Origin of the sequence: Commensalibacter oyaizuii, from assembly GCF_029953265.1 — a bacterium.
GTDB classification, from domain to species: Bacteria; Pseudomonadota; Alphaproteobacteria; order Acetobacterales; family Acetobacteraceae; genus Commensalibacter; species Commensalibacter oyaizuii.
Map to the genome: position 1 here is coordinate 2,102,266 of NZ_JASBAO010000001.1, position 12,925 is coordinate 2,115,190.

Below are 12,925 nucleotides of genomic sequence, written 5' to 3' on the forward strand. Positions count from 1 at the left end.
CCCCTTTGCAGCGCGGGTAATTCGCGATCGCGTTTTATGTCTAGCCAAAGGGTTTTGTAGAGGTTGCAGTTGCACCTAGTAAAATTGCTGTAGCCCTAGAGTTTCTTCGACTAAATAGGGTGCAACCTAGGTTGCAGTTTACTTTTATATAAATACTTTTAAAAACAGCAGAATATAGCCATTAATTGAATATATGGAGGGTGCAACCAAGCTGCAACTGGTTGCACCTTTATTATTGGAGGTTGCAGTTAGGTTGCAGAATCATGAAAACGATTAGTCAAAGTGAGGCTGCACGTCGTGCAGGGATCAGTCGCGCGGCTATTCAAAAACATTTAAAAGTAGGACGGATTCAATCTGTAGGTAAAAATAAAGTTGATCTTGCATCTTTTGATGCTTGGCTTGCGAGTAAACGAGACTTTGATCAAACTGTTGCGTTACCACAAACAGAGATAATTCCATATGATCCATCTTTACCCGTTTTTAAGAACCTTCAAGATGCAGAACTTTATAAAACCAGTTACGAAGCTCGTCTCAAACAATTAGACTATGATTTAAAATCGGGTGCTGTAGTCAGGATTGAAGATGTAGTTGATGCCCTATCTTCACAACTTAGTGCGATCAGAACGCGTTTATTGGCAATGCCTGCGGAAATGGCACCTCAGATATTTAACTGTAAAACGGTTGCAGAAACTCAAGGTAAAATGCATCAATTGATGGTCAGAGCATTAGAAGAATTATCCGAGGATGAACGATGGATCCAACACTTACAAGAAAGGGAAAATAGCCTTTTTGAAGACATTACAGAAAGCACAACGGCTTAATCTTTCCCCGCCTCCTGTATTAAGTCTTAGTCAATGGGCGGAACGTTATGCGTATTTGTCCAAAGAAACCAGCGCGCAAACAGGACGGTTTGAGGCCTATGCCTATCAAGTTGGCATGATGGATGCGATCACTGATCCCAAGGTAGAAAAAGTATCGGTGATGAAGTCAGCCCGCGTGGGGTATACCAAAATCCTTGACCATATTGTTGGCTATTATATGCACCAAGATCCAAGTCCAATTTTAGTGGTGCAACCACGCGTAGAAGATGCCGAGGATTATTCAAAATCTGAGATTGCTCCGATGCTGAGAGATACGACGGTATTAGCTGAAATTGCGCCCGATCCCAAAACACGATCAGGGGAAAATACATTACTGAAAAAGACCATGAAGAATGGCGCATCCATTGCCTTGGTGGGGGCAAACTCTCCTGGGGGATTTCGTCGTATTACCGTGCGCATCGTTCTTTTTGATGAAGTTGATGGATATCCTGTGGGCGGTGCTGGTTCAGAAGGGGATCAAATTGCTCTTGGCACCAAACGCTCTGAAACTTTTTGGAACCGCAAGATTGTGGCTGGATCAACGCCAACAATCAAAGGCTTGTCTCGTATTGAAAAGCTTTATCAAGAGGGGGATCAACGCAAATTTTACGTGCCATGCCCCCATTGTGGGGAATTTCAAATCCTTGAATGGGGTGGCAAAGACGTAACCCACGGGATTAAGTGGGATAAGGACGAACGAGGTAATGCCTTGCCTGATACAGCTCATTATGTATGTCAGCATAATGGGTGTGTCATAGAAGAAAAAGATAAACCAGACTTGATCAAAGAGGGTGAATGGCGTGCTAATGCTCCGTTTAAAGGGCATGCGTCCTTTCATATTAATTCGCTTTATTCATTAATGCCCAATGCCAGATGGTCTTTGTTGGTTGCAGAATTTTTGCGCGTAAAGTCTGACCCGATTGAATTGCAAACATTTGTGAATACAATGCTTGGGGAAACATTTGAAGATCGAGGCGAGGGTGCATTATCCGAACTGACTCTCGCAAGACGTGCCGAAGTTTGGGCGGGCGAGGTTCCCGATGGCGTGGTTTTATTAACTGCCGCAGGGGATACTCAAGACGATCGGGTTGAACTGGAAATCGTGGGTTGGGGAAGAAACGAAGAACGCTGGTCCATTGCCCATATTGTTATTGATGGGGATCCAGACGGCCCTGCCTTGTGGCAAGAGGTTGATACTATTTTAAAACGTCAGTGGTATCGCGCAGATGGTCATGCGTTCTCTGTCATGGCGACATGTATTGATTCAGGCGGACACCACACTCAGAAAGTTTATGAATTTTGCAAAGCAAGACTAGGACGCAGGATTTGGGCAATTAAAGGTGAATCTGCACGAGGTGGACAACGTTCACCCGTCTGGCCTGCCAAACGACCAACCCGCAAATCAAAAGGGTTCAGACCTTATATTATTGGGGTCAACACTGCCAAAGACACCATCCGTGCACGCTTGGCCCTAGAACAGCCACCCCCTAATACTGCGTGCCCTGGGTATATGCATTACCCACAAGACCGCGATGTCAATTTCTTTGCCCAATTGGTTTCTGAACGTTCGGTCAGAACCTATATTGGCGGTCGATATGTCCGTATTTGGGAACAAACTCCAGGACGTGCAAACGAGGCTTTAGATTTGGCGGTCTACTCTTACGCAGCCCTTTGTGGCTTAATGCAACAAGGTGTAAAATTAAACGCTCTGGCCGATCGCATGGAACAAAATCATGAGCCACTAAAAATGGTGGAACAAAAGGTAGAAGTTTCAGGTTTACCTAAAGAAGATAGAGAACAGGTGGATACTACGGATCCTGAAAAAAAACGACGAGCGTTTAAAAAACTGTTTTTATAATTGTGACGCAGATTCAGATTTTTAAGCAATTCAATAAGATCTTTTACAATTTATTTTCTTGCTTAAGTTTTAGGATCTTTAGGCAAAGCATTAAGATCTTTTAACTGATACAACATATTGATAACGACAGGAATATAAGGATTGATGGGTAATTTATTCGCAATCATTTTTTGAAGTAGACTAAGGCTTCCCCTTTGTGTCCTTGGGTCTCCATAGCTTTTCAAGATGCGAATAAAGGAGCTTTGAGTATATCCCAAATCACATATTGCTTGTTTAAGATCGTCACCTGTTTCAATCTTGCATTCCATAATAAAAACCTCTATATTATAAGGAGAGAGCGGGAGAGGTTTTATCCCCTCCCTTTCTTACTACCTTCGGCTTAATTCAATTTGAATATTCATCTTGAATTTTCCGCAAACAACTGAAAGGATCGGTTTCAGTTGTTTGATTGTAAGTAGAAAGAAATAAATGGAATAGACATCCATTTGTTCTCTCCTTAGTTTGTTGAAGTATGATTGCTTCAACACATATATCTATACATCATCATGATGTAATTTTCAAGATATCAAGTGCAATTTTCGTAATGAAATTTGCACTTTTTTTATGTAATCGTTTCTTCATGAAAACCACGCTAAAATTTAATTCCAAACAAGCCTCATTGGATCTGCAGCGTATTGCGTCCAAAGATATTCCTTATGCATCGGCACAAGGGTTAAATGGGGTGGCAAAGGCTGCGCGCGATCGAATCAAGCAAGATATTCCTAATATTTTTCATCACACCAATGCTTTTACTCGTAACGCTGTATCTTTTGGTCCAGCAACGAAATATGACCAAACGGCCACTGTATTTATCAAAGACCAACAAGCCAAATATTTACAATTTGAAGAATATGGTGGCACGCGGACAACCAGCGATAATATTGTGAACCCCAATGCCAAAGCTTTAGTGATTGCAGGGCCTAAGGCTAAAAAAAATGCATCAGGTGGACTTCCAAAGGGTTATGTAAAAAGCCTTGCTCAAAAAGCCCAGCAAGATTTACAACGCGCTAAGACAGCAGGACGCAGAGGCAAAGCCCAATCAATCCTTAAAATAACAGGAAAGAACGGCAAGCCTGGCGGGTTCTTTTTATATAATCGCCAACAACGCAGCCTGACCCGATTGGTCAGCTTTGTCAGCAAAGCCAGTTATAAACCTAAAATGGGTTTTCATCAAAAAGTTGAACAATTCATCAATAAGAACGCTAACCATTATTTAACTCAAGCTATTGATCGTATTTTAACCAAAGGAAAATAAGACCATGCTTTATCTAGCACCGAAAACCATGTGGTCTAATTTATCACGCGAAACCTTGCAATCGTATCTCAGTCAAGCGCAACAAGCTTATAATAATTTAATGCTTGGAAATAAACCAATTTCAGTCTCTTATTCCCAAGAAACAGGGGCAAAGTCAGTCACCTACACTCAAGCCAATATGCAGCTATTACAAGGCTATATTCTCGATTTACAACGAGCATTAGGGATTAACCGCAGACGTGCCATTGGGGTAAGATTCAGATGAGCAAAGTTTCGTCAATCCTCGATCAATATGGACAGCCGATGGTTAAATCCGTGCCTAAAAAGCCTATGGCGTTAAATGGGGGATGGGGGCGTATACCTTATGATGCTGCGGATAATACGGGCGCACATACTGGCAACTGGTTTCCTTATTTAACCTCACCTGATGTCGAACTGAACCCTTGGCGGGATTTGATTGTCAGTCGTGTTCGGGATTTGGTTCGCAATGATGGTTGGGCTGCGGGCATTATTACGCGCATTTTGGATAATGCCATCGGTAGTGTGTTTCGACCACTAACTAAACCAGATTATAGAACTTTGGCGGTAAAGACAGGATTTGCTTTTGATGCACAATGGGCTTCGGAATGGAGCAGCATTGTCGATAGCCATTGGCGATCTTGGGCAAACGATGATGGACGCTATTGCGATACAGGGCGCAGGCTGACATTTACGCAAATGATGTATGCAGGCATGTGTCACTCTTTGATTGATGGGGATGCTGTGGCAATGGTGAATTACATTCCAGAACGTTTGAACCAGCAGGCTTTATACGCCACATCGGTGCAATTAATTGATCCTGATCGGTTGTCCAATCCAAATCAAGGTATCGATGAGATGTATTGTCGAGGCGGTGTGAAAATTGATCGATATGGTGCGCCAGTTGGGTATTATTTCAGAGAGGCACATATCTCGGATTATTTTGCTTTGGATAAAACTGCTCAATGGGAATATATAGATAAAGAAACAGAGTGGGGCAGACCCAATATTGTGCATTATTTTGAATCTGATCGCGCTTCTGAACATCGAGGGGGTGCTGGGATTTTAACCCCAATCGTTCAGCGTTTAAAAATGATTACCAAATATGATCAGACTGAGATGGATGCTGCGATTTTAAATGCATTCTTGGCAGCCTATTTGGAAAGCCCTTTTGATCCTGTTTCAGCTGCAGATGCCTTGGGTGTCGAAGATGATATGAAGCAATATCAAGCCAATCGTTCCGAGTATCATCAAGGGAAAAGTTTAACCATTGGGGATATGCGTATTCATTCTCTATTTCCAGGGGAAAAGATTAATACCATCAGTGCCACGCATCCACATTCACAATATAAAGAATTTCTTAATACAGCGCTTCGTAATATTGCCGCTGGCACAGGGGTTACTGCTCAACAAGTCAGTAATGATTGGTCAGATGTGAATTACTCTTCTGCCAGAGCTGCAGCATTAGAGGGATGGAAAACATTAACGCGCAGGCGAGACGGCTTTGCAAGAGGCTTTGCATCCCCCATTCGTTCTGCATGGCTAGAGGAATGCTGCATGGTTAATGATCTTCCTTGGCCAAAAGGTGTGAATGATGAATGGTTAATTAACAATATTGCTGTTTTGAAAACGCCTATTTCAAATTGTCAGTGGCTTGGGCCGGGGCGTGGTTGGATTGATCCTGTTGCAGAAAAACAGGGTTCTGTTTTAGGTATGGAAGCAGGATTATCAACATTACAAAGTGAAACTGCTGAGAATGCTGGCGGTGATTGGGAAGAAATGCTGGATCAACGTGCCATTGAAATTAAACGTTGCAAAGAATTAGGTATCCCATTACCCGCATGGACAGGACCACAACAAGATGGTCAAGCGACTTCAGCAGCGCAACCCCCACAAAAACCAACTCCATAAAGAAAAATCATGAATATTACAGAATTTTTGAACCGACCTTTGGCGTTGGAATGCGGACGTGCGTCCTTGTTAGCCGAGGAAATAAGAGCGGGCAATCGACGCATGTTGTCTGATATGGGGGCACGTGCTTCTCCTGACGGTGAAATCTATGACGATATTGCGGTCATTCCGATTAAAGGTATCTTGGTGCCTGGTAACTTTTGTTATGAGGGATTTGCTTGTGGATATGATTATATTCGTCAGGAATTAGCCAAAGCAGTCAATGATCCACAAGTCACCAAGATTGTGTTGTTGATCGATAGCCCAGGTGGGGTTGCATCAGGTTGTTTTGATCTTTCTGATGTGATTTACAAAATTCGTAAAGTTAAACCCGTTATTGCCATTTGTGATGACAGTGCCTATTCGGCAGCATATGCGATTGCCAGTGCTGCAAATGTAATAATTCTCCCAAAATATGGTGGTGTAGGCAGTATTGGCGTGATTACGATGCATACTGATATGACCAAGGCACTGGATCAAGCAGGGATTAAAATCACTACGATTACTTTTGGTGCTTTTAAAGGCGAGACCGCACCTACGACCTCATTAACCGAAGGTGCATTAGGTCGTATTCAAGCCGAGGTCGATTATTTGGGTGAACTATTTGTCGAGCAAGTTGCCCGTAATCGTGATCTGCCCCCTCAAAAGATACGAGACATGGAGGCAGGAACCTTTCTTGGTCCTTATGGTGTTCAGGCAGGGTTGGCTGATTTTGTCATGTCGGCTGATGAAGCATTTTTATTCGTACAACAATATAAAGGAAAATAGAGAATGAGCAAAAAACTCAGTTCTAAGAAAAAAATATCCAATGATGATGCAACGCGTTTTGCTCATTTATTAAAGTCACGCGCAGAAGATTCAGACCAAGACGATATAGATGCAGAAGAAGACGAAGAAAATTCTGCTGAAGAGGATCAAGAGGCTGAAGATCCAGAAGATCAAAATGGTCGAGCCAAAGGCAAGAAGGCTAAAGCTAAAAAAGCAAAACGTGCCAAAGCCGAAGAAGAGGAAGAACCAGAGGCTGAGGAAGAGGATGACCCAGATGCTGAAGATGAAGGTGATGATGAAACTGATGCTGAGGATGAAGAAGACGATACCACAGCCCAAGCAAGGGCAAGAGAGCGTGGACGGTGTGCTGCGATTTTTGGATGTAAAGCAGCAGCGAATAATTTAGCACTTGCAGCAGAGTTGGCTTTTGGAACAAATATCCCACGCAGCCAGGCAATACGATTGTTAAATGCGGGGGGGATAGCAAAACCAGCTTCATCCAATAAACCCTCCAGAACAGCTTTATACAATCAACGAATGATGCAAGAACGTCGATCATTAAGCGTGGGCGCGCCACGACCAAGTCAGCCTTGCAATCAAAATAAAGCTGCTGCTTCTAGTATTTTGAAAGCAGGCATGGTTACAGGTGCAGTGAAGAAGGATATCAAATTATGACAACAATTTGGGGCGGAAGTGCCCAGATTTATGGAAACAAGGATGTAAGTTATCGTCAAGATAATCTAATTGCAGGCGAATTACAGCCTGTTACACAAAGTATCACGTTGAAAGGTAATCAGGGTATTCTAAGGCGTGGGACGATTATTGGTAAAGATAACACAGGGGTTTATGTAGTTTCTAAAGCAACTGCAACAGATGGTTCTGAAAAAGCATTGGCTGTTTTGGTAGATACATACGATACCAGTTCAGGTGATGTTTCTGGGGCTGGTGGATATTTTACGGGTGAGTTTAATGCCAGTCGAATTATTATAGATGATTCTTGGACATTGGAAACATTACGGGATGCAGGACGACCTTTGGCACTCTTTTTTCAAGATGTTGTCAATGCTGATAATCCAACTTAAATTTTACTAGAGTATAATAAATGTCAGAAACAAACACTGAATTTCCGATTTTTTCAACTGTTCAGTTGATTGATGTGGTGCCTAATTTAAAAGCGGCACAGTCTTTTTTGCTGGATGGTTTTTTTAAACGAGAAATTTTATCCACAACACAAGATGTCGCTATTGATATTGATGTTGGTAAACGGCGTATGGCGCCTTTTTGTTCGCCTTTACAACAAGGAAAATTGGTTGAAACAAGACCGATTGAAACCAAAACCTTCAGACCACCTTATATCAAAGATAAACGTATTCCTGATTTAACAAAACCTGTTATGCGTGCGATTGGAGAGCAGATCGGAGGCAATCATACCCCTACAGAAAAATATTTGGCGAATATTGCTTTTGAAATGAAAGATCAGCTTGATATGTTGCAACGTCGTCAGGAATGGATGGCAGCACAATGTTTGGTCAATGGGTATTTGGTCATTAAAGGGAATGGGTTTCAAGAAACCTTTATGAATTTTGGTCGTTCACCTGAACTCAATATTGTCTTTTCTGGAACCGATATGTGGGATGATCCAAATTCAACGGCTAATCCAACTGAGGAAATTAGAAACTTAATCATAAAAGTGCTAAAAACATCAGGGGCACAAGTGACTGATTTACTTTTCACACACTCTGCTTATGATGCCTTTATTCAACATCTGAAAATGCAGCAGATATTTTTGAACTCGGGCATTCGTGGTAATAATGATGCCTATGTGGCTCTTGGTCCACAGGCTGCGCCAGGTGCAATGATGATGGGATATTGGGGAACCCATCGCATCTGGTTATATAATGATTGGTACGTTGATGATGATAATGTCGAACGTCCCATGATTCCTGATGGTTTAGTAATTGGCATTTCCGAAGATGAACTTAGAGGTATTCGGGCTTATGGGGTGATTATGGATGGAGCTTTTGGGTATCCATCCGTAGCATATGTTCCTAAAATGTGGGTTCCTGATGATCCACCACAAGTACATATCATGTTGCAATCTGCTCCGTTAGTTTTCCCAGCACGAATTGATGCAAGTTTTGTTGCCCATGTTGCGAAAGGATATGACAATGGCTAAAGATATAAAAGATACCAAAGATCTAGAAAAAGAAAAAGATTCATCAGATCTTGAAAAAGAAAAAAATTCATCTGTTGACAGCAATGAATCAGAGGGGAATGGTGCGACACAAACTCCACCATCAGGCGATGATCCTTCAAAAGACCAATCGTTAGGGGATAAGACAAAAGAGCAGAATGGTAATCAACCTTCTGCTCTTTTTGTATCGACAGGAAAAACAACCATCACTGTTCTACAAAATCGGACTTTACGTCATAATGGGGTGAAATATAAAGGGGGAACAACCCTTGATTTGCCAACCAAAGATGCGGATTTTTTAATCAAAAACCATTATGCCGTGGCAGGTAGTATTTTACCCGCAGGGGGTGTCGTTGTTCCTAAAACCCACACCCCAAAGGCGGGCAGTGATGCCAGTTGACTTTAAGGATTTGGTCCTTACCCCCTGTATGGATACATTTGGTAAGATGGTAACCTATCATCATCAATCTGGGGAAAGTGTTAGTATAAAGGCTATTTTTGATGATGTGACGCGTTTTCATAATCCTATCACTGGTATGGATGCTGGGGGTAGTGGTGTTGTTGCCACGCGCGTGATGATGGGGGTGCGTTTGGATGATTTTCCCATCAAACCTGATATGGGTGATCGTGTGACATTGAATGGTCAAGATTATTACGTTTTAGAGGTTCAGGTTGATGGACAAGGTGGCGCACATCTAGCGTTAAATAATGCCGAGGTTTAAATGCAAAAAAGCACAACAATATATAGGGCAATTTTACGCGATCAATTGGCTAATCTCTTAGATAAAACCAAGTTGGTAGAGGAGGGGCGGGTTTTTCGCAACTTTTCCATCAAAGTGCCTCAGGAAAAGCTGCCTTGTTTTTTTGTTTCTGCACCTCATGACCAGATGGAACCTCTAACCACAGCAACTCCTGTTTTTATGCGAACGGCTACTTTGGTTATTCAGTATTTTTGTAATTTTGTTAATATTGATGATGCGACAAAACAATTGGATCAAGTCTGTTATGCTGTTGAACAGATAATCATGTGTGATTACGATTTTCAATATGCTTTTGAACAAATGCCATCCTTTACTACGGAAACCGTTTTTAATCCTGACACTGGGAAACAAATTGCTGAAATCCGTTTTGTTATAACCTGTAAGTATCGCGAAGACTTTTTTCCTGAGGGTCCCGTCGTGGATCGAATTACAGGTCAAATTACTTAATTTATCAAGAAAGAAAAATCATGTTTGTAAAACCAGCACCTGGACGAAAGGTGCGCTGGCCGGGGGCCATGCGCCTTTTGTCAGAGCAGGGCGAAGAAGTACCTCAAGACTTCTACTGGGCACGCCTATTAAATACAGGCGATATCGTCAAGGTTGAAGAGAACACCTTTGAATTAAAAAAATCATTAACAACAGGAATAAAAAAGGAGAGCAAAGATGGTTGATACAATCTCCATTCCTGGATATTCCAGTGATAACCGTGTGCCTGGCTTTTATTTTGCTTTGGATGCATCAAAAGCAAATACAGCCAAAGTAAGGCGTAGAGTATTGTTAATTGGCCAGATGCTGGAAAGTGGGGCGGGGACCCCTGATGTTGCTGTGCAATGTGGAGGGGTAACTTCTGCCCAAGGGTTGTATGGTACAGGTTCTCAAATTGCATTAATGGTCGAGGCTTATCGAAAAATTGATCGTACAGGCGAGTTATGGGTATTACCTTTATCGGAATCTGGTGTGGTCAGTAAGGCCAAGGGATCGATACAATTTTCAGGTACGGCCTCGCAAAACGGTAAAATTTCTCTTTATATCGGCGATCAATTGATTGAGTATTTTGTAACAAAAGGCGACAATGCTACCACTATTGCAAAAAACCTAGCCGATCGTGTTAACGCATTTGCTAATGTGCCTGTACAAGCAGATTCTAGCGAGGGCAAGGTTAACTTGACCGCTAAAAATGGTGGACAGTGCGGAAATGCGATTGCTTTAAACTTAAATCTTTTGGGTGAAATCGCTGGGCAGGCTTTGCCTTTGGGGATTACTGCCACCCTTACCAAAATGCAAGGAGGTGTTGGCACCCCATCGTCATTGTCTAATTGTTTGGCAGGATTGGGCAGTCGTCAATTTGATTTGTTTATTCATCCCTTTACCGATTTACAGTCTTTGTCGATTTTTACGGATTTTTTAAACGACCAATCGGGTCGATGGCAACTTACAGATCAACTGTATGGTCATACTATCACGGCTTTGTCTGGTACTTATGGCGAGGTTACAGCCTTAGGTGATCGATTGAATGATCAGCATATGACGATCATGTCGACATCGGACAGTCCAACCCATCCTATGATATGGGCGGCACAAGTGGGTGCACAAGTTGCAGTCAGCATGCGTAATAATCCAGCTATTCCAATTACGGGGCTGGTTTTATCCGTTATGCCTCCCAGTGACCAAGGGTTTTTTAATTTTCAACAACGCAACTCGTTACTATATGACGGGATCTCAACTTTTATCGTCAATGATAATAATCAGGTAATGATTGAGCGGTTGATCACAACCTATAAACGCAACAGTTACGGAAATGAAGATAACAGTTATCTAAATATTGAAACAATGTTAACGGCCAGTATGGCCATACAGGATATGCGTCAATTTTTATCTGATCAGTTTCCTCGTTGTGTGCTGTTGCGTGACGGATCAAAAATTACAGCAGGCCAACAGGCAACGACAGCCGAATTAATTGGAAAAACTTGTATTGCCCGTTATCGTACCCAAGCCGAATATTTATGGGTGCAAGATACGGACGGATTTGCCAGTGAATTAAAGGCTGAAAACGCAGGAAATGGCACGGTAAAGCTGTTGATGCCGTATCGGTTTTCAGATCAATTATTTATTATTGCAGGTAACTGCCAGTTTACCAAGGGATAAGGAATCACATCATGGCATCGACACAAGGTGCGATAGGCGGATACGCCACGCTTACCATTGACGGTGAAGTTTGGAACGCTGAAAATATAAAATACAAGACGAGTGGATTTAAACGTGAAACCGTGGTGGCACAAACAGCGGTTGCTGGTTTTACCAAAATGCCCACACAAGGATCAATTTCTGCAACCTTAATTGACCGCAAAGACAAGCCCATTGCAGAGATTATGGGCAAAGAAACAGCCACAGTGATTGTAAGGCTTGTTAATGGAAAAGTGATTACAGGCAATCAAATGTGGCTTGTTGAACAACCCGAATTAAACACGCAAGAAGGCAAGTTCGAGGTTAATTTCGAAGGTGACGATGTATCAGAGGATATCGCATGACACAGCCAGTAATGAATACAAAAATTATTTCTTTAGATCGCCCTGTTCGTGTTGGTGATCGTGATTATACTGAATTAAAATTACGTGAACCTATCGTAAATGAAGTCATTCAGGCTTTCAAGACAATGGCTGGTAAACAATCCTCTGTTGCTGCTTATGATGCGCAGCTGATTTTGGTGGCAAGCGTTTCTGAAATGCCCATTCAAGGTATTGAAGAGTTGCCAGGTCGTATTTTGGATCAGGCTATCGATTTCGTTATGTCTTTTCAAGATATGACCCCTTGTAATGAGCCATATGATCAATGGGATATGGAGCTAATACCACCATTACAATTAAGTAACGGGGAAACCCTTAGCGAGATTGCTTTGCAAGAACCCACAGTAAAGCAACGTAAAATGGCGATGAAGCAATTTGATCACTATGGCCAAACGATTGTCGGGGGACTGGAATTCCAAGTATCTTTATTAACCCAGGTTTCAGGGCAAAAATTGGCAAGTATCTTAAAACTACCCATCAGTCAGTTTACGAAAGCATCCGGTTATCTTTTGCGTTTTTTTCCCAATGGCCAGAAAACTGGCGAGGCCTTAGCCAACAATTGATCTACTTTTACAAATGGCCCCCACAATGGATTGATGACATGACGGGTTCTCAGTTATCAGAAGTGGTTTTGGCAACGATCCACGGGCAAGAAGCC

The 12,925-nt window shown here is 42.3% G+C and carries 17 protein-coding genes; 16 read left to right on the forward strand and 1 reads right to left on the reverse strand.

Annotated elements, in window-relative coordinates; all coding sequences use genetic code 11:
* Positions 1-263: 263 nt before the first annotated feature.
* The gene (locus QJV27_RS09560; protein ID WP_281448697.1) at positions 264-821 is read left to right on the forward strand and encodes a hypothetical protein; all 558 of its coding nucleotides are present in this window, start codon (positions 264-266) and stop codon (positions 819-821) included.
* Complete coding sequence (locus QJV27_RS09565; RefSeq protein WP_281448698.1) at positions 790-2,718, forward strand: phage terminase large subunit family protein; 1,929 nt, start codon at positions 790-792, stop codon at positions 2,716-2,718. The genes QJV27_RS09560 and QJV27_RS09565 overlap by 32 nt, the downstream gene beginning before the upstream one ends.
* 62 nt (positions 2,719-2,780) lie before the next feature.
* Here QJV27_RS09565 and QJV27_RS09570 read toward each other — a convergent pair whose 3' ends face one another.
* Positions 2,781-3,026: a hypothetical protein gene (locus QJV27_RS09570; protein WP_281448699.1), complete on the reverse strand. Its 246-nt coding sequence runs from the start codon at positions 3,024-3,026 to the stop codon at positions 2,781-2,783.
* A 275-nt stretch (positions 3,027-3,301) separates the two neighbouring features.
* Here QJV27_RS09570 and QJV27_RS09575 point away from each other — a divergent pair, with 275 nt between their 5' ends.
* Genes QJV27_RS09575 through QJV27_RS09640 form a run of 14 tightly spaced genes read left to right on the forward strand, consistent with a single transcriptional unit; the run spans position 3,302 to position 12,830 of the window.
* Entirely contained in the window at positions 3,302-4,012 is a 711-nt protein-coding gene (locus QJV27_RS09575; RefSeq protein ID WP_281448700.1) for a hypothetical protein, read from the forward strand.
* 4 nt (positions 4,013-4,016) lie between these two features.
* The gene (gene gpW, locus QJV27_RS09580) at positions 4,017-4,277 is read left to right on the forward strand and encodes a gpW family head-tail joining protein (RefSeq protein ID WP_281448701.1); all 261 of its coding nucleotides are present in this window, start codon (positions 4,017-4,019) and stop codon (positions 4,275-4,277) included.
* A complete protein-coding gene (locus QJV27_RS09585) occupies positions 4,274-5,941 on the forward strand; it encodes a phage portal protein (RefSeq protein WP_281448702.1) in 1,668 nt (555 codons plus the stop codon). The genes gpW and QJV27_RS09585 overlap by 4 nt, the downstream gene beginning before the upstream one ends.
* A 9-nt stretch (positions 5,942-5,950) precedes the next feature.
* Positions 5,951-6,748 carry a S49 family peptidase gene (locus QJV27_RS09590; RefSeq protein WP_281448703.1) on the forward strand — a complete coding sequence of 266 codons (798 nt, stop codon included), beginning with the start codon at positions 5,951-5,953 and terminating at the stop codon, positions 6,746-6,748.
* Positions 6,749-6,751: 3 nt separating this feature from the next.
* Entirely contained in the window at positions 6,752-7,423 is a 672-nt protein-coding gene (locus tag QJV27_RS09595) for a hypothetical protein (RefSeq protein WP_281448704.1), read from the forward strand.
* Entirely contained in the window at positions 7,420-7,830 is a 411-nt protein-coding gene (locus QJV27_RS09600; protein WP_281448705.1) for a head decoration protein, read from the forward strand. The genes QJV27_RS09595 and QJV27_RS09600 overlap by 4 nt, the downstream gene beginning before the upstream one ends.
* A gap of 20 nt (positions 7,831-7,850) precedes the next feature.
* Positions 7,851-8,924 (forward strand): major capsid protein, encoded by a 1,074-nt coding sequence (locus tag QJV27_RS09605; protein WP_281448706.1) that lies wholly within the window; start codon positions 7,851-7,853, stop codon positions 8,922-8,924.
* Entirely contained in the window at positions 8,917-9,342 is a 426-nt protein-coding gene (locus QJV27_RS09610) for a DUF7210 family protein (protein ID WP_281448707.1), read from the forward strand. The genes QJV27_RS09605 and QJV27_RS09610 overlap by 8 nt, the downstream gene beginning before the upstream one ends.
* The gene (locus QJV27_RS09615; protein ID WP_281448708.1) at positions 9,332-9,664 is read left to right on the forward strand and encodes a head-tail joining protein; all 333 of its coding nucleotides are present in this window, start codon (positions 9,332-9,334) and stop codon (positions 9,662-9,664) included. Before QJV27_RS09610 ends, QJV27_RS09615 begins: the two co-directional genes overlap by 11 nt.
* Entirely contained in the window at positions 9,665-10,150 is a 486-nt protein-coding gene (locus QJV27_RS09620) for a hypothetical protein (RefSeq protein WP_281448709.1), read from the forward strand. It abuts the gene before it with no gap.
* A gap of 20 nt (positions 10,151-10,170) precedes the next feature.
* Positions 10,171-10,374, forward strand: a complete 204-nt coding sequence (locus tag QJV27_RS09625) for a DUF2635 domain-containing protein (RefSeq protein ID WP_281448710.1) — start codon at positions 10,171-10,173, stop codon at positions 10,372-10,374.
* Positions 10,367-11,848: a phage tail sheath subtilisin-like domain-containing protein gene (locus QJV27_RS09630; RefSeq protein ID WP_281448711.1), complete on the forward strand. Its 1,482-nt coding sequence runs from the start codon at positions 10,367-10,369 to the stop codon at positions 11,846-11,848. Before QJV27_RS09625 ends, QJV27_RS09630 begins: the two co-directional genes overlap by 8 nt.
* A gap of 11 nt (positions 11,849-11,859) precedes the next feature.
* Positions 11,860-12,231: a phage tail tube protein gene (locus QJV27_RS09635; protein ID WP_281448712.1), complete on the forward strand. Its 372-nt coding sequence runs from the start codon at positions 11,860-11,862 to the stop codon at positions 12,229-12,231.
* On the forward strand, positions 12,228-12,830 hold the full coding sequence (locus QJV27_RS09640) for a phage tail assembly protein (protein ID WP_281448713.1): 603 nt from the start codon (positions 12,228-12,230) through the stop codon (positions 12,828-12,830). Before QJV27_RS09635 ends, QJV27_RS09640 begins: the two co-directional genes overlap by 4 nt.
* The last annotated feature ends 95 nt before the right edge of the window (positions 12,831-12,925 follow it).